This window comes from Haloarcula sp. MBLA0138 (assembly GCF_055632455.1).
Genome location: NZ_CM145746.1, coordinates 2459497 through 2476789, shown reverse-complemented (window position 1 = coordinate 2476789; position 17293 = coordinate 2459497). Strand labels below are relative to the sequence as shown.

The window sequence follows — 17293 nt, the reverse complement described above, 5'->3', positions numbered from 1 at the left end:
AAACGAGGCCTCAGTCGACGACGACCTCGACCGGTTCGTCCTCCTCGTCCTCGTCGAGGGGACCGGCCTCGTCGCTGTCGAGGTAGAGCATCACGCCCGCGACTGCGAGGACGACCCACGAGCGCCAGTTGGCGAGGTTCAGCGTGTAGCCGACGCCGAAGGGCTTCTCGACGAGCATCCCGTCCCCGGGCTGCCAATACGAGGAGACGAGGCGCTTGAGACTCGGTCGCTCGAAGTTGTACGGCACGCCGAAGATGGTCCCCGACTGCGGTTTCTCTACCATACCGTCGCGTACTCATTCCGTCGTTAAGTCAGTTATCACTACCCCCACCGGTGACCACACGCGCTCACTCGACGGACGTGAGATACACCGCCAGCACCGCGAAGCCGACGCCGGCCGCCTTCCGCGCCGTCAGTGGTTCGTCCAGCGCGACGATACCGACGAGGGAACTCGTTGCGAGGAACATCCCGAAGACCGGCGTGACGACGCTGACCGGCCCCGCGGCCAGCGCCCGGTAGTAGGCCACGATGCCGACGGTCAGCGCCGCGCCGGCCCCGTACATGTACACCGCCCGCTCGTGGGTGAGATAGCGCGTCACCGAGACGTCGGAGACGGCCAGCAGCCCGATGCCGGCGACCACGAGGATGCCGTTGCTGACGACCAACACCACGTTGCTGGGGATGTCGGCCGTGGCGTAACTGACCAGCGGCGGGACCAGCGTGTAGCCCGCGAGCGCGACCAGCGCCCAGAGGATGTAGTTCACGTCCACGGTGACGGGCGGCCCGCCCGTGTAGATTCCGGTGTCACCGGTACCGGCCGCGGCCCTCGATGGCGGCGAGGCTGTCGAAGACGGCGTCGGCGTGGCCGCTCTCCGCGCGGTAGGCCGCCTCGGCGGCGGCCACCAGCCGGTCGGCGTCGGCGGCGGTGCCCGACAGCGACTGCGCGAGGACGTGGAGGTCCATCGCGTGGTCCTCGGCGTCGTCCGTGTAGTAGCCCAGTCCGAAGTCGATGAGGAAGGTGTCGGGCGACGCGCTCGCTCGCTCGGCCGCCGTCTCGGTCCCGGCGACCCGCACGTTTCGCGTCGTCGGGTCCCCGTGGACGAAGCCGGCGTCGTGGATGCGCGCGAGGTGACGGCCCACGTCCCGGACCCGCGGCTCGGCGAGGGCGTCCCGCAAGTCTGCCGCCCCGACACGCTGGAAGACGATGCGGGTCTCGGCGGGGTCGACGTCCCACACCAGCGGCGTCGGCACGCCGTTGCGCCGGGCCTCGCTGGTGAGGCGGGCCTCCTGTCTCGTGCGCTCGACGCGAAGCCGCTCGTCAAGGTCGGGGTGCCGGTAGGTCCGTGGGACGCGCTCTTTCACGACTCGGTCGCCCTCGAAGGAAACAGTCGCCTCGGCCCCCTGTACGGCCTCTCCGTCCGGGCCGGAGCGGTCGCCGGTCGCGGACGATCCCCGCTCGCCAGCGCCGGCGGGACCCGCGTCCCCCTCGCGCCACGTCACCGCCACCTCGTCGGGCCGGAAGTCCGAGTCGATGCCCGACGACTCGACGGGGAGCGTGTCGCCGGCGGCGTACATCTTCGCGCCGAGCATCGCTATCATGCCGGCATTGTCCCGCAGGAACCGGTCCTCGGGGGCGTAGAAGTCGGCCCCGCGCTGGGCGCACATCTCCCGGAGCATCCCCTGTAGGCGGCGGTTCTGTCCGACGCCCCCGCCCAACACGAGTTCGTCAGCCCCCGTCAGCGACAGCGCCCGTTCGCTGACCTCGGTGAGCATGGCGAACACCGTTTCTTCCAGTCCGCGACAGACGTTCTCGACGGGGACGCCGTCGTCGACGGCCTGCTTGGCCGCTGACATCACGCCCGAGAAGGAGAAGTCCATCCCCTTGACGACGTAGGGCAGCGGGTGGTACTCCCCCTCCCGGGCGCGGGCCTCGACTTTCGGCCCGCCGGGGTGTTGCCAGCCGACGTGGCGGGTGAACTTGTCGATGGCGTTGCCGACGCCGGTGTCCATCGTCTCGCCGAGCACGCGGTAGCGCCCGTTCCGGTAGCCCAAGACGTGCGCGTTCGCGCCGGAGGCGTTCAGACACACCGGCGAGGCGAAGCCAGACCGGTGCCGGCCGACTTCGAGGTGGGCGACCATGTGGTTGACGCCCACCAGCGGCACGTCGAGGCGCTGGGAAACGGCCCGCGCGGCGGTGGCGACGATGCGCAGACAGGGCCCCAGCCCCGGCCCGCGAGAGAAGGCGACGGCGTCGACGGGCGGGCCACTCCCTGCTCGCTCCCGGGCGTGGGCTAGCGCCGTCTCGACGACTTCGGGGACGGCCTCGCCCATGTGTTCGGCGGCCTCGCGGGGGTGGATGCCGCCGCTATCGGGCTGGTAGGCGTCGGTCTCGATTGAGACGTCGTCGCCGTCGGCACGCGCCGGGTCGGCCGTCTCGTAGACCGCAGCGCTGGCTGCCCACGCGGTACCTTCGATGCCGAGAATCCGCATCTCGCCTTACTTCCACTCGGTGTAGCCGCACTTGCCGCAGTGCTGGCGGTCGTCGTGGTCGGCAAGCACCGTATCGCCACAGCGGGGGCAGTTCTCGCGGGCCAGTTCGCCGTCCTCGTAGTACTCGTTGCGGGCCATTATGCCTCCTCGCCCTCCTCGCCGTCGGCGACGATCTTGTTGCGTTCGAGCATGTGCTCTTGCTCCACGTCGCGGGCGTACTCGGGGTTGTCGTAGACCTTCGCGTAGCCGACGGTCTTGCGCATGCCGAATTTCGTGTCGAGTTCGTGGATGACGACTTCCTCGGCGTCCTTGTTCAGCGTGGCGGCCAGCGAGTCCCGCACGGAGAGCCGCGACGGCGTCGCCTCGTCGTGGACGACCTCGAATCGGACGTCCGTCCGGTGCAACATCGGATTCTCGTCTTCCGCGATGATGTCGATGTCCATGGTTCGTTGCTCATATCTCCCGTCGAAGCGCGTAAAAGGATTTCGAAGCCGTGGACCGGCCGTTTGCGGGTCTGCCGGTCGCTGCGACCGCCTCACTGCCGACCCAACTCGGCGAGCAACTGCGCGAGGTGAATCCGCTCGTTGGCGGCCTCTGTCAGCGCCATGTCCGTCTCGCCGGCCAGCCGGTGGACCGCCGCCAGTCGGTCGCCGGTGTACCGCGAGCGGGCGACTTCGAGCACCTCCTCCAGCACGTCCTCGGCCCCGTAGCCCTCGTCTATCAGCAGGTCGTCGAGCGTCGAGCGGGCGTCGGTGAAGCGCCCTTCCTCGGCGGCGGCGACCATCTCTTCGACGGCGTCGTCGGCCTCCAGCGCCTCCAGCGCCTCGTAGGCGGCGTCCATCGTCACCTCGCCGTGGTCCTCGTAGGTCGCCTGCGCGGCGAGGACGGCCCGCCGGAGGTCCCCCTCGGCGTAGCCGGCGACGTACTCCAGTCCGTCGTCGTCGTGGGGCACCTCTTCGGCCTGTACCACGTCCCCCAACACGCCGACGGTCTCCTCGTGGGTCGGCGCACGCATCACGACCGGGAAACACCGCGACCGGATAGGCGGAATCAGCGCCGAGGGCTGGCGCGTGGCGATGACGAACTGCGTGGCCTCGTAGTACTGCTCCATCACTCGCCGGAGCGCCTGCTGGAAGTCCTCGCGCATCCCCTCGGCGTTGTCCAGCAGAATCGTCTTGTAGCTCCCCGACACCGGCGAGTAACTGGCTGACTCCTTGAGGACGTGGTTGATGAGGTCGGTCTTGGAGGACTCCCGCCGGCGCTTGCTGTCGATGAACGACGCGAACCGAGGGTCGTTGGCGACCTCCTTTTTGGTCATGTCGAAGACGTCGGCGACGTTGACTTCCGTGAAGTCCGCGTCGGGGTTGGGGTGGACCTCGCGGGCGAACGCCCGAACCCCGGCGGTCTTACCCGCCCCCTTCGGCCCGTGGACCAGCAGGTTCATCGGCTCCTCGACGGCCCCCTGCAGGTGTTCGCGGGCGCGTGGCTGCGGGATGTCCGAAAGCGTCGGCGCGTGGGTCTCGGTCCACAGCGGGGCGTCCATCTGTCGCTCGCCGGTAAGGGAGGGGCCGACAAGTATCCCTCGCTCCGCGGTTCCCATCGGTCACCGCGTCGCTTTCGAGGGCCGCTCACTCCGTTCGCGCCCGTCGCTCGCCGTTCCGCCGAGACCCCTCGCTAGCGCTCGGCGTCTCGCTAGCCTTCGAAAAGCTCCTCGAAAACCTTCTGCTGTGCGGCCCGGAGGTGCTGGTGGTAGGTCGGCCGCGAGATGTCCATCGCGCCGGCGAGTTCGTCGCCGTCGACCTCGCGGGGCCACTCGAAGAACCCTCCGAGGAAGGCCGTCCGCAGCGCCGTCTCTTGGCGGTCGGTGAACCGCTCGGACAGCGAGGCGCGGAACTCCTGTCGGGTCTGGACCGGGCGCTCGTGTTCGTGGTAACCCGCGAGGTCGGTGCCGTCGTAGGTCTCCTCGACGAGGCCGAACACCTCGCGGGCGTCGGTCTGGTAGGGAAGTTCGATGGTGTAGCGGGCGACGCCGTCCGCGCCGCCGACGGCCTTCGGGACCGCGCCGTGGTCGACCAGCGTCGAGACGAGCGACTCGCCGACGGTCACGTCGAACAGCGCCGCCCCCTCGTGTTCGGCGACGCGCCTGACCGCCTGCACCGTCGCCTCCGATTCGAGCGCCTCCCGGACCGCCTCGCTGTCGGCCCCCTCGGCGGTCAGGTACAGCCTGAGCGAGCCGTCGTCCTGTGTGACCGCCTCCTCGGAGGTCAGAGTCGCGCCGGTCGACGCGGACACCCGGCTGAGCAGGAGGTCGCGGTCGTCGACGGTGAACTCCAGTTCGACAACCTCGTCGGCCGAGAGAATCTTCCCGCTCTCGATGGCGTTGACTGCGTTGGCGACGGCCTCGCCCAGCGCCTCCAACACGACGCGCTCGCGGCTGTCGAAGGCGTCGGCGCGGTCCGCACAGACCGTCAGGACGCCGTAGTTAGACCCGCCGTAGGTCAGCGGCACGGCCATCAGCGACTCGATGCCGGCGGCCCGCGCGTCCGCGGCCCACTCGGTCTCGATGTCGTCCAACGCCTCGACGACGACCGACTGCCCGTCCCGCAGCGCCCGCGCCGCCGGTGCGTCGCCGCCCATCGGAAGCGTCGTCTCGGCCACGTCGAGGGGGACCTCGCCGGCCCACTCGCGGGCCTCGACGCTGTCGTCGCGCACGTCCGGGCGGCCCAGCCACGCGAAGACGTACGGGTCCGCCGCGGCCAGTTCCGCGCAGACGCCGGCCTCGACGGCCTCGCGGGTCGTCGCCTCGACCAACACCTCGACGGTGTTCTCGATGAGGCCGTTGATGCGGTCGAGGATGGTCTCGATGCGCTCGCGGGTCTCCCGGACCTCCTGTTCCCGCTTCGCCCGGTTGCACGCCGCCGCGGCGTTGGTCGCCAGCAGCGCCGCGACCTGCCGGTCGATGTCGTCGAAGGCGTCGGCCTCGGTCGAGAGGACGCTGAGCGTGCCGTGGACGCCGACGGGGTAGCAGATGGCCGACCGGACGCCCGCGTCGGCCGTCGCCGGGAGGTCGCCGTCGCTCACCGGCTCACCGGAGGCAAAGACGGTGCCGGGACGGCCCTCGTCGAGGCCGTACACCGGCTGCTCGCCGAGTCGATCGGTCGTCGCCTCGGTCGTCGCGGCGGGCCGCAACACCTGCTCGGCGGCGTCGTAGAGGTGGACGACGTTCAGGTCGAGTCCGAGCGCGGACTCGGCGGCCCCGGCGACGATGTCGGCGACCGCCTCCCGGCTCGGGGCCTGCATCAGCGCCCGCGAGGTCTCTTGGAGGCTGTCGAGCATCTCCTCGCGCCGCCGCCGCTCGGCGATGTCGCGGATGACTCCCGCCGAACCGCGGAACTCGCCGCCCGGGCCGAACAGCACCGTCATGTGGTCCTCGCAGGGGACGGTCGCGCCGTCCCGCGTCCGCAACTCCAGTTCGAACGTCGTCCCGACCTCGTCCGGGCCGTCGTCCGAGAGCAGCGCCGCGAGGCGCTCCTCGGCCCGCTCGACGGTCTCGCGGTCCTTGATGACGCTCGTGTGTTCGCCAAGCAGTTCCTCGGCCGCGTACCCCGTCAGCTCCGTCATCGCCTCGTTGACGAACACGAACCGGCCGGCGTCGTCCAGCGCGTAGACGCCGTCGTCGAGCGCGCCGATGACCTCGGCGTACCTGTCGAACTCCGCCGTAGCGGCCGTCGCGGCGTCCGCGGCCACGCGCCGACTGTCCGGCACCGCGTCGCGGACGCGGTGAGCCAACACGACGTACTGCGGGTCGGCCCCGCGCTGGACGTAGTCGGTCACCCCGTCGTCGAGCGCGCTGGCGACGACACCGGGGTCGCCCGCCCCGAAGCCCACCACCGGGAGCGCCCCCCGCTCCGAGCGCAGGGCCGCCGCGACGGCCGGTACCTCGGCCGTCTGGGCGACGACGCAGTCGACCGGGCCGACCTCGCCGGCCGACACGTCCGTCCCCGCCGTGACCACGTCCAGCGACCCGTCTGCCCGCTCCAGTCCCGCCGCCGTCTCCCCGACCCGCTCCTCGTCGCCCCCGCATACCAGCACGCGAACTCGCTCTGTCATTCCTAACCAGTTAGTGATAGCCGCATAATAAGATTCGGGGTCCGTCGGCTCCATTCGCCCGACAGGCCCGCGCCACTCGCTCGTCGCGGGATGCGCCGGCCGGGAATTGAACCGGACTCAGGCGTTCCGGGTCGCTCGCTCCGCTCGCTTCCCGGGCTGCGACTGATAGGGTTCGATTCCCTCGACAGCGCACCCGCTCTTCGGGTTCGTCGCAGGATGCGCCGGCCGGGAATTGAACCCGGGCTATTGGCTTGGGAAGCCAATGTCCTACCACTGGACCACCGGCGCTCACTTCGTTCGCGCCGCGCATCGCAGTTCTCCGGAACTGCTCGACACCGGCGCGTTCACTCCTACGGTCCACGACCGGCGCACTTGAACGTAGCGTTTCGACGGCAGGCGCGAGTGGACGCCTGTCCGGAAATCTCGCGGGGATGGGTGAGTATTAGTTTCGGCCGTCCGACCACTCCGTATGGCAGACGCGAACTCCGTCGTTCGGGCGGCCGACCCGCTCGACCTCCGGTTCTCCGAGGCGGAACTCGAAGCGTATCGGCAGCACATCACCGCGTTCATCGCCGACCAACTCGACGCCGCGGGCGTCGACCGGGCGGTCATCGGCCTCTCGGGCGGCATCGACAGCACGCTCACCTCTCACCTCGCCGTCGAGGCGCTGGGTCGGGACGCCGTCCACGGGCTGGTGATGCCCAGCGAGGTCAACCGCGAGGCCAACATGAGCGACGCCGAGCGCGTCGCCGACGAACTGCTGGGCATCGACTACGACGTGGTCGCCATCAACCCTATCGTCGACGCCGTCCTCGACGCCTACCCCGACGCCGCGGGCGACCAACTCGCCGTCGGCAACCTCCGGGTGCGCTGTCGGGCCGTGCTGAACTATCTGGTCGCCAACCACGAGGACGCGCTCGTCTTGGGGACCGGCAACCGCAGCGAGGCACAGATCGGCTACTACACGAAGTACGGCGACGGCGCGGTCGACTGCCACCCCATCGCGCCGCTGTACAAACAGCAGGTCCGCCAGCTGGCCACCCACGTCGGCGTCCCCGACGACCTCGCCGAGAAGACCGCCAGCGCCGAGATGTGGTCGGGCCAGACGGACGCCGACGAGATGGGGCTCGACTACGACACGCTCGACTCCGTACTCGCGCTCCACATCGACGGCGGCGTCCCCGCGGCGGCGACGGCCGACCACATCGGCGTCAGCGAGGCAGTCGTCGAGCGGGTCCGGGAGATGCACGCGGCCAGCGAGCACAAGCGCAACATGCCCCCCGGTCCGGACCCGTTGTACTGAGCGGGCCGGCGATGGCTCGCCCCGTTCGCGTGCGGGCGAGGTCAGCGAACCGGATTCAGCGAACCGGATTCTCCGGTCCGCGACCGAGGAACTGCGAGGCGAACGCGTGGACGGTCCGGGCGTCGTAGTCGTCCATATACAGCCGGTGTCGCCACGCGGTCACGACGTAGGTCGCTTCGGGGTCGTCGTTAGGGTTGGGGACGGCGACGAAGGGCTGCCACGTCCCGGTGTGGACCGCGCCGAACTCCCGGAGGCTCGTCTCCGCGGCGTCCGAGACGCCGGCGGGGTCGTAGTACACCACGACCGCACCGTGTTCGAGCGTGTGGACCAGCGACCCCAGCGGCTGCTCGGCGTCGTAGAAACCGGGGTCGACCGTCGACGCGTAGTGGGTGCCCGACAGCGGCGGGACGCGCTCGTAGCCGATGTCGGTTCCTTCCGCGACGTGTCGGGTCCCCTGACTCGGGAACGACTCCACGCCGGCGAGGCGGTCGGCGTCGCCGGTCGCGTTCAGCGACGCGGCCTCGATGCCGTCCGGACTGACGCCGCCGCCCGACCCGAGGACGGTGACGGCGACGAGCCCGCCGCCGCCGACCACTACCAGCGCCAGCACGACCCGCGACAGGGGGAGTCCGTCCCCGTCGTCGCTCGTCCGGTTGGCGACCCGCCGCTCGTCGATAGCGCCCAGTTCCCCCTCGTGTGCGTCGGCGAGGTGGTCGAGGTAGTCCGCCTCGCCCTCGAACGACGCGCCGCAGTAGTCGCAGTCGACCATCGACGCCGCGTAGGGGACGCCCCGGCTTGAACGTCCCGACTGCCGGGCACCGCGGGTGGCGCTACCCCGCCGGCGGCCGAGGGCGACGGCCGCCAGCGCTCAGTCCCGCTCGTCGTCTCCGTCCCGGAGCCGCCGAACCGACTTCTCCCACCGGTCTCTGGCCGCCTGTCCCGGGTCCGCGAACGGGTCGTGCGTGATGTCCGCGGCCGTTCCGGGACGCACCCCGCCGTCGCCGTCGGTCCGCCGCCGCCACAGGCCGACCGCCGTCGCCGCGACCAGCGCCGCGAACAGGCCCGTCAGCGCGACACTGCCGGAACCGCCGACGGGCAGCGCCACGACGAGCAGGACGGCGACGAACGCGACCAGTTGGAGCGCGTAGAGGGCCAGACGCAGCCGGTCGCCCGACAGTTCGAGACGCCGTCCCATCTCCCGGAGCCTCGACCCGCGGGGGAATAACGGTTTGCAAGCGACCGGTCCGGCGCGGGGAACCGGGCCGCTACGGCCCCGCGTCGGCGACGAGCGCGGCGAAGGCCTCGCGCTCGCGCTCTTCGGCGGCCTGCCGGTCCACGTCCGCGCGGACCAGCGCCTTCACCCGCCGGAGGGCAGCGTGGTCGACGGCGGCGAGTTCCTCGGCCACCGCGAGCGGGTCGTCGACGACCCGCGAGACGAGCCCCATCCGCAGGGCCGTCTCGGCGTCGACGGTCCGGCCCGACAGCGCGAGGTCCAGCGCCGCGCCCTCGCCGACGACGGCCGGGAGGCGGACGGTCCCGCCCCACGCGCCGAACAGGCCGAGGCGGACGCCCGTCTCCGCGAAGGTCGCCGACGGCGTCGCCACCCGGAGGTCACAGGCCAGCGCCAGTTCGACGCCGCCGCCGCGGGCCGCCCCGTCGACGCCCGCGACGACCGCGCCGTCGTACTCGGCGAGCGTGCCCGCGACCCGCTGGCCCAGCGCCGCGAACGCCCGAGCGGCGTCGGCGTCCAGCCCCCGGACGGTGTCGAGGTCCGCGCCGGCACAGAACGCCGCGCCCTCGCCCCGCAGGAGGAGGACGGGTTCGGTCGCCTCCGCCACCGCTGTTTCGAGGTCTCGGAGGGCTCCGCGGGTGAGCGCGTTGCGCCGCTCGGGGGCGTCGAAGACGACCTCCCGGACCGCTCCCGTCGCCGTCGTGTAAACCATGCTCCGCTCCTCCCCCGCCGTTTCCAAAGGTCTTTGCCCTTCCCGCCGCTAGGTGGCGGTAATGGAGGAAGTGGCGGCAGTCCGCCGAGCCGCGGTGGCGGCGGTCGACGACGTCGAGCCTGCCCGTCTCCGCGACCGTATCGTCACACGCCTCGACGACGCAGCGCTGGCTCCCGGGGTGTTGACGCTGGCGAGTGCGAGCGCCGTCCGCGAACCCACCGCCGACCGCGGCGACGGCGTCGCCGACCAGGCCGCCGGCGTCCAACTCATCTACGAGGGCCTCGCGCTGACTCGCTCGCTGACCAGCGAGGACCCGTGGGCGACCGGCGGCGACCGCGAGACCGCCGACCTCGACATCCTCATCGCCGACATCCTCGTCTCCCGCGGGTTCTACCTGCTTGCCCGGACCGAGGCCGCCGACGCCGCCGTCGCCGTCGTCCGCTCGTTCGGCCACGACCGGACCGTCGCCCGGACGACCGGCGACGACCTCCCTGCCGCGCTCGAACGCGACGTCTGTGAACTCGCCGCGGTCGCCGGCGTCGCCGCCGCCGGCGGTCGACCGACCCCGGCCCTGCGGGAGTTCGCTGCCGAACTGGCCGCCGAGGGCCTCCCCGCCAACGCCGACGTACTCCGTGAGGAGGTCGGCGAGGCGCTGGCGACCCGAGCGGCCGCCGACCGCCCCGCCGGCGAGAGCGAGGCCGCCGCCGACCACTGACACGGACCGCCACGCCGCCGTGGAATCGAAACGCCTAAAGACAAATCCCGGCAAGGGTGTACTGCGTGCCTGGGTAGCTTAGCGGTAAAGCGCGTCCTTGGTAAGGACGAGACCCCGGATTCAAATTCCGGCCTAGGCTCTTTCTGCCGTACACGCCTTGTAACCATACTTTTCTGACTACACTCGTCTGAACGAAACCTATTCACGATTCGCGTCTCTCGCTAAACAGGACCTCCCTCGCCGTAATGCGATTCGCTAAACTATCAGGACGCACAGACTAACTCACAGACAGCGGCGGGGTTGACCCGAAACCGACCGGGGGATGCGTCCCCTCAAGCGACCCCGGATTTCGCCAATCCACACTCACAGGACGGACGATGAACCGTAGTCAGGAATGTGATAGAACGCCCCCTCGATGCGGCTATCCACGTCGGTTACGCGGTGAGTGAGCCTCCGCCGAAACGACTATTGGTAAGACTAGCATATTACATCTATATGTCTGAAGCAGCTACGAATGACGACGGCGGGGACGACATCGCCACGGTGAATTTCAAACTCACCGAGTCGTTCCTCGAACAGATAGACGATACGTGGCAGGGACGCGGGTTCAACAGCCGAAGCGAGTTCATTCGGTACACGCTTCGAGACGCCGTCGAGTTCCCGACGTTCGACCGCGACGAACTCGTCGCCCTGCTCGAAGCCGAGGAGGACATCCGCGAGGGACGGACGACGAGCGCCGAGGAGGCCCGCGAGCGGTTCGGCACGAGCGATGAGTGACGACGGGTGGACGTGGGAACTCTCCTTGACGGCTGAAAACGACCTCGACGGACTCTCCCCCGCCGACCAAGACCGGATACTCGACAAGCTCGATGAAATCGTCTCCTCGCCGTGGCGCGACCCATCCGAGTACGGTGAGCCGCTCCAGAATAGCCCGTACAAGAAGATACGCATCGGGGAGTTTCGGCTCTCCGTGACCTTCCGGCAGGACGACGGGCGGCTCGTCGTCGCGCGTATCAAGCGTCGGGGCGGCGCGTATACCGCTGACGACGACTAAATAGTTGGATATACGCCGGCAGACATTTCTCAACTCCTGACTGACATTCTCGATATGGTTCCCCGTGTCGATGAGGTGAGGACGAGATGAGTCTCTCGACCGCGTACAACGGTCTGCTGATTCGCGTCGGCCTGTACCTGCTCGTATTTTGGCCGACTGTCGGGTACTACGTGTATTCCGATTCGGAGAAGCGGGAGTTCTCTAATCCGCAACTCCGTGGTGTCGTCTTAGGGTTCTTGGGCATCCTCGGATTGCTCGTTCACTTGTATATCGTCCAACGACAGGACTGAGTTCTCTCGTCACGTTTTGCCCGGCTCGATGAAATGAGCCATTCAGCTGAATGACTCGAACCCCACACAATCCTGATGTGACGGGTACGGCAACACTCACCCGAACACGGTTGTCGTTTTCCGGTGTCCACAGACGGCATACGGGGCCGAATACCCAGTTCTTTATAAGTAGCGTTGCTAATAGAGAGATAAGAAGCACGCAAAGCGGGCGTTTGCGGCAAAGGTATCTGCTTTCAGGGCCGAAGGCCTCCTCGGTAAAGCGCGTCCTTGGTAAGGACGAGACCCCGGATTCAAATTCCGGCCTAGGCTCTTTCTGCGACGGCTCGACCGCGGAGCGTCGGCGACGAGCGCGACCCAGCCGCTCCCCGAACCGACCGGACAGCCGCTGCTCACCCCTCCCGTTCGGGTTCGGCGTTGAGGGCCTGCTGGCGTAGTCGCTCGCTCTCCTCGCTCGCCGCCGTCAGGTCCGGGACCGGCGTCGGGTCACCCTCGTCGATGGCGACGAAGACGGCGTAGGCGCTGGTCGTCGCCTCCGTCGCGCCCGACCGGGGGTCCTCGCGGCTGACCGAGATGCGGACGCGGACGCTCGTCCGGCCGGTGGCGTAGGCGTAGGACTCGACGAGGGCAGTGTCGCCGATGGGGATGGGGCGCTCGAAGTCGACGCGGGACATCTGGGCGGTCACGCAGGGCGCGCGGGCGGCCCGCATCGCCGACATCGCGCCGACCTCGTCCATCCACTTCATGACGATGCCGCCGTGGGCGCTCTCGTAGTTGTTGGCGTGGGTCGGCTGGACCCGCTCGCGGTTGACGATGTGGGTGTCGGTGACGGTGGGCACGGCACCGCGTTCGCACCCACCGGTGTTAACGGTGCGGGCGGGCCGGTACCGCAGTGTTTCGAAACCGGTTTTCCGGTTGTTGGACGTCCTCTCGATAGCGGGTACGGCCAAACTACACACCGTCGCCGCCGGCCGTCACAGCCTTTAAACCCCGCAGAACTGACCGACACGTCTCATCGGTGCCGAGCGCTTCCGTTCGCGTATGAACCGCACCAGTGCGCTTCACGGTGTGTCCTTCGACGACGAGAGTGACGAGACGGACGACGCGACGACCCGGCCCGAGTGGCCGGCGTACCTCCGAGACGGCGGTCAGTAGGTGTCGAGGTCGGTGCCGACCGAGCAGACGTACTCGCCGGTGGCGACCTGCGGGAGGCGGCGGGCGCGCCAGAACAGCCCCGGCGAGTCGGCGGTCACCTCCGATTTCACCCGGCCGAAGACGTCGGTGACGGTAAACAGCGTCTGCCCGCGCGAGACCCGCTCGCCTAGCGCGACCTCGAAGTCGACGAGGCCGCCGACGGAGGTGCCGTACTGCTCGAAACCCGTCGCCCGAGTCTGCGGCCGCGGGCTGTGGCTCCCGTCGAGGAAGCCGTAGTACCGCAGGACGTTGAACACGCCGTCGACGCCGTTCTGGATGGAGGACTCGTCCCAGCCGACACAGCCGCCCAGTTCCGGGTCGACCGTCGGGACGCCCTCGTCCGGAGCGGCCCGGGCGAGTTGGCCGTCCGGCCCCTTCTGGTCGAGGATGTGCCCGCAGCCGAACACCTTCGCCAGTTCCAGACACTCGTCGTGGAGCCGGTGGCGGGTGCCACACCGGACCCGGACCTCGTCTATCATCCGCGAGGTCGACCCCTGATGCAGGTCGAGCACGAGGTCGGCGCTGACGGCCGCGTCGAACGTGGCGGCGGCGATGCGCTCGCTCGACGTGCCCGTGTCGTCGCCGGGGTAGGCCCGGTTCATCTTCGTGTCGTCGACCGGATTGCGGTGTTGGGCGACCTGAAAGGCGTGGTAGTTGACGATGCCACAGACCAGCACCGTCCCGGAGAGCTCCGCGGGGTCCAGTTGCGGGACCACCCGGCTGACGACGCCGACGCCGTTGAGTTCGTCGCCGTCGCTCGCGGCCTGCACGTACAGCGTCCGGCCGTCGGAAGCGCCGTTTATCACCGCGACCGGGAGGCCGACGGGACTGCCGTCGCGCGTCTCGCCTACTTCCAGCCGCCCGGTGTCGACCTCGCCGGGGGCGGCACTCGCCGTACCGAGGGTAACCATTGCCCCACCGTTCGGCTTGCGGGCCTTTACTGGTTCGGATTCCGACGACGGAACCGACGGTGTCTTGCCGCCGCCGGCCCTACCGACGGCCGTGTCCGGAAGCGACTCTGTAGGGGACGAGACGCCGGCGACCGACCGCCCGAGCGGCCGCGCGGCGATGGTGCGGGCGCTGAACGTCCCACGGAACGCGAAAGTCGGGTTCACCGCGGCGGTCCTGCTGACCGCCGCTGTCGTCGCCGTCTTCGTCCTGCCCGGGACGGCGCGGCCGGCCCCGCTGTACGCGGCGCTCTCGTTCGTCCTCGTCGTGACGCTCGGCGGGCTGTTGACGGCGCTGCTGACGGTCGTCTCCGCGGTCCGACTGGCTCGGCGTTAGCAGTTGTTGTGAATACGGCGATTCTATTCACAGGGCCTTAGCATCTGTCTGATCAATACAGACCACCTTTTTCCCGGTCGGGTTTCCTCGCTCGCTCCGCTCGCTGTGGGAACCCTCCCGGCAAAAACGTGGGTGAAAAAGGCCGACGGCTCGGCCTCCGCCTCGCCGTCGGTGAACCGCACTCGCTCCGCTCGCGCGGATGCTGGTGGTCAATTCGCAGACGCACTGCGCAGCCGTTTCAGAGACTGAACGAATACAGAAACGGTGTTCACAACTACTGTTCGCCGGCGAGGTCGACGAGCCGTTCGCCGCCGGTGCGGGTCCCCTTGGCGATGAGTACGTCCCCGGTCCGTAGCGGCGTCTCGGGGCCGGGCGAGACCACCCAGTCGCCGCCCTCGCGCCCGGTCCGGTCGCTCTCGCCCGACCCGCGGCGGATGGCGATGATGCGCATCCCGGTTGCGGTCTTGACCGCGGCCGCGCCGATGGTCGTCTCGGCGAGGTCGCTGTCGGCCGCGACCGTCGCCCGCACGATGACCTCGTCGGACTCCCGGACGGCCTCGGCGACGACCGGGTGCGTCGAGAGGCCGCGCAACACGCCCTCGCTGATTTCGAGGGCGGCGTCAGAGATGACCTCCGTCGAGCGCGCGAGATGGACCAGTCCGCGAAGCGAGACGGGGTCGTCGACGTCCGCGGCCGCCCGGAGCGTCCACGCCTCGAAGCGCGACTGGAGCGCGTCGACCTCGGCTTCGAGTTCGACCACCTCCTCGGCGACCGCCTCGCTGTCGAACAGCACGGCCCCGTAGGCGAGGTCGACGGCGAGTTCCCCCATGTCTTTCATCACGACGATGGAGTCGACGGCGCGTTCGAGGTCGCCGACCCCGCCCTCGACGGGGGCGGGCGGGTCGTACGCCGCGCCGGTGGCGTCGCGGTACACCTCGGCGACGCCGTCCTCGGGACCCCGGAAGAGGACCACGTCGCCGGCCGCCAGCCGCGTCTCCCGGTCGGGGTTGAGCAGCCAGTCGCCACGGCGGCGAATCGCGAGCGCGCGGACGCCGGTCTCGGTTTCGAGGTTCAGGTCGCCCAGCGTCCCGTCGGTGAGCGGCGACCCCTCGGCGACGGTGGCCCGCACCAGCGTCTCGACGGCTTCGGGCAGGGCCGCCCGCATCGTGTCGGGCAGGCCGATGTCCTCGAGGACGACCTTGGCGATGTCGCCGGCGGCGTCGCTTATCTTCTCGGCGGCTCCGACCATCCCCAGCACGGGGGCCAGTGTCTCGGCGTCGTCGGGCGAGCGACAGGCCATCAGCAGGCTCATCCGGGCGCGCAACTGGAGGACGTCCATCTTCGCCTCCAGTTCCAGCACCTCGCTGGCCACGTCGTCGCTGCCCAACAGGACCGCCGAGTACGAGAGGTCGATGAGCAGTTCCGCGGTGTCTTTCATCTCGGCCAGTACCGCCTTGACGCTGACCGGCTCGTACTCGACGGTCCCGCTTCCCTCCATGGCCGGCGGTTCGCGGCGACCGTGCAAAAGCGTTCCCTCGCCCGCCGCGGCCGCTGGCGTTCGGTACCGCTCACCACGCGGCGGACGATAGGGAAGTATGTCGCCCCATCGTTCGAATGTTTTTGCTTTTACGAGTGAATCGTGGACGGGCGAACACAAACTGCGGGGCGTGCGCGTTGCACGGGCGACCGGAAAGACAATGCTTTTCCGGGCAGGTCGGGAATCTCTCCCGTATGTCCGACGACCTCAAGAAAGGGCTGGAGGGCGTTCTCGTCGGGGAGTCCGCTCTCAGCATGATAGACGGCGACGTGGGCAAGCTCGTCTATCGGGGCTACACCATCGAGGACCTCGCAAACGGCGCTAGCTACGAAGAGGTGCTGTACCTGCTCTGGAACGGCCACCTCCCGGACGCTGGCGAACTCGCCGAGTTCGAGTCGGCGATGGCCGCCGAACGCGAGATAGACGAGGACGTCCTCGCCACCGTCCGCCGGCTGGCCGAAGCCGACGACAACCCGATGGCCGCGCTTCGGACCGCAGTGTCGATGCTGTCGGCTCACGACCCGTCGCCCGCCGACGCCGAGCCGACCGACGAGTCGGTCAATCTGGCGAAGGGGCGTCGCATCACCGCCAAGATGCCGACAATCGTGGCCGCGTTCACACGCATCCGACAGGGTGACGACCCCGTGGCCCCCCGCGAGGACCTCGGTCACGCCGCGAACTTCCTGTACATGCTCAACGGCGAGGAGCCAGACGACGTGCTGGCCGACGTGTTCGACCAAGCGCTCGTCCTCCACGCCGACCACGGCATCAACGCTTCGACGTTCTCGGCGATGGTGACCGCGTCGACGCTGTCGGACGTTCACAGCGCCGTCACCTCGGCCATCGGCACCCTGAAGGGGCCGCTCCACGGCGGCGCGAATCAGGACGTGATGGCGATGCTCAAGGAGGTCGACGACGCCGAGCAGGACCCGCTGGCGTGGGTCCAGACCGCGCTGGACGAGGGGCGGCGCGTTTCCGGGTTCGGCCACCGCGTCTACAACGTCAAGGACCCGCGGGCCAAGATACTCGGCGAGCGCTCGAAGGAACTGGGCGAGGCCGCCGGCTCGCTCAAGTGGTACGAGATGTCGACGACCATCGAGGAGTACCTCGGCGACGAGAAGGGGCTGGCCCCCAACGTCGACTTCTACTCGGCCTCGACGTACTACCAGATGGGCATCCCCATCGACATCTACACCCCCATCTTCGCCATGTCCCGCGTCGGCGGCTGGGTGGCGCACGTGCTGGAGTACATCGAGGACAACCGCCTCATCCGGCCGCGGGCCCGCTACGTCGGCCCCGACCCCGACGAGACCGAGTTCGTCGCGCTCGACGAGCGGTAGACCCGCCCCGTCACGGCTCTTTTCGCAGTGGTACCG

At 69.3% G+C, this 17293-nt stretch carries 20 protein-coding genes and 2 tRNA genes; 8 read left to right on the top strand and 14 right to left on the bottom strand.

Annotation, left to right across the window (positions count from 1 at the left end; genetic code table 11):
- Positions 1-10: 10 nt before the first annotated feature.
- The 8 genes from ACV7JO_RS13225 to ACV7JO_RS13190 form a co-directional block, all read right to left on the bottom strand.
- Positions 11-283, bottom strand: coding sequence for a DUF5808 domain-containing protein (locus ACV7JO_RS13225; protein ID WP_470353873.1), 273 nt, complete (start codon positions 281-283; stop codon positions 11-13).
- A 64-nt stretch (positions 284-347) separates the two neighbouring features.
- Positions 348-764 carry an EamA family transporter gene (locus tag ACV7JO_RS13220; RefSeq protein WP_470353872.1) on the bottom strand — a complete coding sequence of 139 codons (417 nt, stop codon included), beginning with the start codon at positions 762-764 and terminating at the stop codon, positions 348-350.
- Positions 765-804: 40 nt separating this feature from the next.
- Complete coding sequence (locus ACV7JO_RS13215; protein ID WP_470353871.1) at positions 805-2490, bottom strand: bifunctional N(6)-L-threonylcarbamoyladenine synthase/serine/threonine protein kinase; 1686 nt, start codon at positions 2488-2490, stop codon at positions 805-807.
- Between the two features lie 6 nt (positions 2491-2496).
- A complete protein-coding gene (locus ACV7JO_RS13210) occupies positions 2497-2628 on the bottom strand; it encodes a 30S ribosomal protein S27ae (protein ID WP_470353870.1) in 132 nt (43 codons plus the stop codon).
- Positions 2628-2933, bottom strand: coding sequence for a 30S ribosomal protein S24e (locus ACV7JO_RS13205; protein ID WP_470353869.1), 306 nt, complete (start codon positions 2931-2933; stop codon positions 2628-2630). Before ACV7JO_RS13205 ends, ACV7JO_RS13210 begins: the two co-directional genes overlap by 1 nt.
- Before the next feature lie 92 nt (positions 2934-3025).
- The gene (locus ACV7JO_RS13200; protein ID WP_470355784.1) at positions 3026-4033 is read right to left on the bottom strand and encodes an AAA family ATPase; all 1008 of its coding nucleotides are present in this window, start codon (positions 4031-4033) and stop codon (positions 3026-3028) included.
- Between the two features lie 149 nt (positions 4034-4182).
- Entirely contained in the window at positions 4183-6600 is a 2418-nt protein-coding gene (locus ACV7JO_RS13195) for a bacterio-opsin activator domain-containing protein (protein WP_470353868.1), read from the bottom strand.
- A 217-nt stretch (positions 6601-6817) separates the two neighbouring features.
- Positions 6818-6888: transfer RNA gene (locus ACV7JO_RS13190), tRNA-Gly, on the bottom strand.
- Positions 6889-7069: 181 nt separating this feature from the next.
- Here ACV7JO_RS13190 and ACV7JO_RS13185 point away from each other — a divergent pair.
- On the top strand, positions 7070-7903 hold the full coding sequence (locus ACV7JO_RS13185; RefSeq protein ID WP_470353867.1) for an NAD+ synthase: 834 nt from the start codon (positions 7070-7072) through the stop codon (positions 7901-7903).
- A 55-nt stretch (positions 7904-7958) separates the two neighbouring features.
- On the opposite strand, the gene ACV7JO_RS13180 is transcribed toward ACV7JO_RS13185, so the two are convergent.
- The 3 genes from ACV7JO_RS13180 to ACV7JO_RS13170 form a co-directional block, all read right to left on the bottom strand.
- The gene (locus ACV7JO_RS13180) at positions 7959-8672 is read right to left on the bottom strand and encodes a DUF3105 domain-containing protein (RefSeq protein WP_470353866.1); all 714 of its coding nucleotides are present in this window, start codon (positions 8670-8672) and stop codon (positions 7959-7961) included.
- 99 nt (positions 8673-8771) lie between these two features.
- Positions 8772-9098: a DUF8000 family membrane protein gene (locus ACV7JO_RS13175; RefSeq protein ID WP_470353865.1), complete on the bottom strand. Its 327-nt coding sequence runs from the start codon at positions 9096-9098 to the stop codon at positions 8772-8774.
- 70 nt (positions 9099-9168) lie between these two features.
- Positions 9169-9846: an enoyl-CoA hydratase/isomerase family protein gene (locus ACV7JO_RS13170; RefSeq protein WP_470353864.1), complete on the bottom strand. Its 678-nt coding sequence runs from the start codon at positions 9844-9846 to the stop codon at positions 9169-9171.
- 61 nt (positions 9847-9907) lie between these two features.
- On the opposite strand from ACV7JO_RS13170, the gene ACV7JO_RS13165 reads away from it, so the two are divergent.
- The 5 genes from ACV7JO_RS13165 to ACV7JO_RS13145 all read left to right on the top strand — a co-directional run bounded on the left by ACV7JO_RS13165 (position 9908) and on the right by ACV7JO_RS13145 (position 11905).
- On the top strand, positions 9908-10561 hold the full coding sequence (locus ACV7JO_RS13165) for a DUF7114 family protein (RefSeq protein WP_470353863.1): 654 nt from the start codon (positions 9908-9910) through the stop codon (positions 10559-10561).
- 67 nt (positions 10562-10628) lie between these two features.
- Positions 10629-10700, top strand: a tRNA-Thr gene (locus tag ACV7JO_RS13160).
- 356 nt (positions 10701-11056) lie between these two features.
- Entirely contained in the window at positions 11057-11338 is a 282-nt protein-coding gene (locus tag ACV7JO_RS13155; protein WP_008307424.1) for a ribbon-helix-helix domain-containing protein, read from the top strand.
- On the top strand, positions 11331-11615 hold the full coding sequence (locus ACV7JO_RS13150) for a type II toxin-antitoxin system RelE family toxin (protein WP_470353862.1): 285 nt from the start codon (positions 11331-11333) through the stop codon (positions 11613-11615). Before ACV7JO_RS13155 ends, ACV7JO_RS13150 begins: the two co-directional genes overlap by 8 nt.
- 86 nt (positions 11616-11701) lie before the next feature.
- On the top strand, positions 11702-11905 hold the full coding sequence (locus ACV7JO_RS13145; RefSeq protein WP_470353861.1) for a hypothetical protein: 204 nt from the start codon (positions 11702-11704) through the stop codon (positions 11903-11905).
- 389 nt (positions 11906-12294) lie between these two features.
- Here ACV7JO_RS13145 and ACV7JO_RS13140 read toward each other — a convergent pair whose 3' ends face one another.
- Positions 12295-12741 carry an acyl-CoA thioesterase gene (locus ACV7JO_RS13140; protein ID WP_470353860.1) on the bottom strand — a complete coding sequence of 149 codons (447 nt, stop codon included), beginning with the start codon at positions 12739-12741 and terminating at the stop codon, positions 12295-12297.
- A gap of 309 nt (positions 12742-13050) precedes the next feature.
- Positions 13051-14007 carry a succinylglutamate desuccinylase/aspartoacylase family protein gene (locus ACV7JO_RS13135; RefSeq protein ID WP_470353859.1) on the bottom strand — a complete coding sequence of 319 codons (957 nt, stop codon included), beginning with the start codon at positions 14005-14007 and terminating at the stop codon, positions 13051-13053.
- Between the two features lie 91 nt (positions 14008-14098).
- On the opposite strand from ACV7JO_RS13135, the gene ACV7JO_RS13130 reads away from it, so the two are divergent.
- Positions 14099-14380, top strand: coding sequence for a DUF7536 family protein (locus ACV7JO_RS13130; protein ID WP_470353858.1), 282 nt, complete (start codon positions 14099-14101; stop codon positions 14378-14380).
- Between the two features lie 274 nt (positions 14381-14654).
- Here the strand turns inward: ACV7JO_RS13130 and ACV7JO_RS13125 are convergent, their stop codons facing one another.
- Positions 14655-15878, bottom strand: coding sequence for a potassium channel family protein (locus ACV7JO_RS13125; protein ID WP_470353857.1), 1224 nt, complete (start codon positions 15876-15878; stop codon positions 14655-14657).
- A gap of 233 nt (positions 15879-16111) precedes the next feature.
- On the opposite strand from ACV7JO_RS13125, the gene citZ reads away from it, so the two are divergent.
- A complete protein-coding gene (citZ, locus tag ACV7JO_RS13120; RefSeq protein WP_470353856.1) occupies positions 16112-17257 on the top strand; it encodes a citrate synthase in 1146 nt (381 codons plus the stop codon).
- The last annotated feature ends 36 nt before the right edge of the window (positions 17258-17293 follow it).

Excerpts from the sequence above, each read along its gene's own strand:
- ACV7JO_RS13145 (WP_470353861.1), top strand. The coding sequence starts at position 11,702 with ATGAGTCTCTCGACCGCGTACAACGGTCTGCTGATTCGCGTCGGCCTG.
- citZ (WP_470353856.1), top strand. The coding sequence starts at position 16,112 with ATGTCCGACGACCTCAAGAAAGGGCTGGAGGGCGTTCTCGTCGGGGAG.
- ACV7JO_RS13175 (WP_470353865.1), bottom strand. The coding sequence starts at position 9,098 with ATGGGACGGCGTCTCGAACTGTCGGGCGACCGGCTGCGTCTGGCCCTC.
- ACV7JO_RS13150 (WP_470353862.1), top strand. The coding sequence starts at position 11,331 with ATGAGTGACGACGGGTGGACGTGGGAACTCTCCTTGACGGCTGAAAAC.
- ACV7JO_RS13135 (WP_470353859.1), bottom strand. The coding sequence starts at position 14,007 with ATGGTTACCCTCGGTACGGCGAGTGCCGCCCCCGGCGAGGTCGACACC.
- ACV7JO_RS13155 (WP_008307424.1), top strand. The coding sequence starts at position 11,057 with ATGTCTGAAGCAGCTACGAATGACGACGGCGGGGACGACATCGCCACG.
- ACV7JO_RS13225 (WP_470353873.1), bottom strand. The coding sequence starts at position 283 with ATGGTAGAGAAACCGCAGTCGGGGACCATCTTCGGCGTGCCGTACAAC.
- ACV7JO_RS13180 (WP_470353866.1), bottom strand. The coding sequence starts at position 8,672 with ATGGTCGACTGCGACTACTGCGGCGCGTCGTTCGAGGGCGAGGCGGAC.
- ACV7JO_RS13205 (WP_470353869.1), bottom strand. The coding sequence starts at position 2,933 with ATGGACATCGACATCATCGCGGAAGACGAGAATCCGATGTTGCACCGG.
- ACV7JO_RS13195 (WP_470353868.1), bottom strand. The coding sequence starts at position 6,600 with ATGACAGAGCGAGTTCGCGTGCTGGTATGCGGGGGCGACGAGGAGCGG.
- ACV7JO_RS13165 (WP_470353863.1), top strand. The coding sequence starts at position 9,908 with ATGGAGGAAGTGGCGGCAGTCCGCCGAGCCGCGGTGGCGGCGGTCGAC.
- ACV7JO_RS13170 (WP_470353864.1), bottom strand. The coding sequence starts at position 9,846 with ATGGTTTACACGACGGCGACGGGAGCGGTCCGGGAGGTCGTCTTCGAC.
- ACV7JO_RS13215 (WP_470353871.1), bottom strand. The coding sequence starts at position 2,490 with ATGCGGATTCTCGGCATCGAAGGTACCGCGTGGGCAGCCAGCGCTGCG.
- ACV7JO_RS13185 (WP_470353867.1), top strand. The coding sequence starts at position 7,070 with ATGGCAGACGCGAACTCCGTCGTTCGGGCGGCCGACCCGCTCGACCTC.
- ACV7JO_RS13125 (WP_470353857.1), bottom strand. The coding sequence starts at position 15,878 with ATGGAGGGAAGCGGGACCGTCGAGTACGAGCCGGTCAGCGTCAAGGCG.
- ACV7JO_RS13210 (WP_470353870.1), bottom strand. The coding sequence starts at position 2,628 with ATGGCCCGCAACGAGTACTACGAGGACGGCGAACTGGCCCGCGAGAAC.
- ACV7JO_RS13200 (WP_470355784.1), bottom strand. The coding sequence starts at position 4,033 with ATGGACGCCCCGCTGTGGACCGAGACCCACGCGCCGACGCTTTCGGAC.